Source organism: Halalkalibacter flavus (assembly GCF_036663575.1).
GTDB classification, from domain to species: domain Bacteria; phylum Bacillota; class Bacilli; order Bacillales; family Bacillaceae_D; genus Halalkalibacter; species Halalkalibacter flavus.
Window position 1 is genome coordinate 1 of record NZ_JAWRVK010000326.1, and the last position, 252, is coordinate 252.

1 protein-coding gene is annotated in these 252 nt (G+C 55.6%); it reads left to right on the top strand.

Features of this window, described 5'->3' with window-relative positions; all coding sequences use genetic code 11:
• Window positions 1–252 (top strand): histidine phosphatase family protein (locus SAY88_RS25345; protein WP_332635204.1); only part of this gene is annotated, 252 nt, incomplete at both ends.

Genomic DNA, 252 nt, shown 5'->3' on the forward strand with positions numbered 1-252 from the left:
GCTCCATCTCCGATGACATCGATGGTGCGCGCTTGACGTTGCTCAGTTCGCCGTTACGTCGTTGCACTAAGTTTGCCCAAGGCATCGCCGATGATATGGGCGAGTTTTTTGAGATGCCGCTGCAAATTGCACCTTGGCTGGCGGAACTCAATTTTGGCGAATGGGATGGTTTGCCGTTTGCGGAGCTGGAAGCGTGTCACGGCGAAGAGCTGATGGCGTTCTGGCAAGATCCACTCGATATTACCCCGCCCG